This is a genomic window from Rhodococcus sp. O3 (assembly GCF_048897285.1).
GTDB lineage: Bacteria > Actinomycetota > Actinomycetes > Mycobacteriales > Mycobacteriaceae > Rhodococcus.
In genome coordinates this window covers 1-920 of record NZ_JBMBTE010000313.1, presented here as the reverse complement: position 1 = coordinate 920, position 920 = coordinate 1, and the positions used below count along the sequence as shown (strand labels likewise).

Sequence of the window (920 nt, the reverse complement as noted above, 5' to 3'; positions counted from 1 at the left end):
CGCCTCGGTCACCAGCGGTGGCACACCCCCGAGCATGTCCTGCAGATCTGCATACCGTTCATCTCCGAGCGAAAGCCCTCTCGAACGGCCCAACTCTGCAGTCTCTGCGGTGGTGAAGCACATCTGTGCCGCGCTGATCCAGCGGCAGTCGATACCGCGCACCGGCGCCACGGCCGGTGGCGCGATCGTCCCGTGGACCGCCACGACCGCGACCGCCGACGGGCACCGTCCGAGCAACTCGGTGACCGTCTCGAGCACCGCCGCGGCACGCGTCGACCCCGCCGTCGCCACAACCACACACCGAGCGCTGTCGGCGGCGAGGGCCTCGACCTCGTCGTTCCACCGCGCACCTGGATCGGCTGCTCCCGCAGCCCCGCTGTCCGCCTCGACTTCCGAAACCGAGGTCAGGGCCGAGCTTGTCCCGGGGTTGCCGGAGCCGGACGGATCCGCGTGCTCATCGGCGACGTCAACCCACAGAACATCACGATCTCCCGCGCCTCCGCGGTGCAGCCAGCTGCCTATCAGGGTGCGCTTGCCGAACCCAGGAGGAGCCTGGATCACCGTCAGGCTGGCCTGCTGATCCAACACGGCGAACAACCGCGGACGCGGCACCGCATCGACGACCGACCGTGAGTTCGGTGCACCGGCACGAACGATGTCAACGGGAGCCACCAGCAGCATTCCTTTCGTCACCACACGGCGCCCCGTCGCCAATCGAACGTTCACACTATGTCCGAAGTGTGACAGAACATAATTCGAGTGACAAAAATAATAATGATCGTTGTGATGCGCTGCGGTTCGACGCAGTTGTCGGTCCGGAGTCGACACGTTTGATGATCGGTGGAGGCGTGATGAAGTCGACCTCGTCGATCACGGATCATCCGATCCGGGAAATCCTGCGTCCGGGTTCGGCCGGCCAC

Annotated in this window: 1 protein-coding gene and 1 pseudogene; one reads left to right on the top strand and one right to left on the bottom strand. The window is 65.3% G+C overall.

Translation table 11 applies throughout. The features are described 5' to 3' along the window. A pseudogene (locus ACN675_RS29195) lies at positions 1 to 672 on the bottom strand (helix-turn-helix transcriptional regulator); the annotation flags it as partial. 68 nt (positions 673 to 740) lie between these two features. Between ACN675_RS29195 and ACN675_RS29190 the strand changes: the two are divergent. Continuing rightward, positions 741 to 920, top strand: a 180-nt coding sequence (locus ACN675_RS29190; RefSeq protein WP_420754121.1) for a hypothetical protein, incomplete at its 3' end; no start/stop codon positions are given.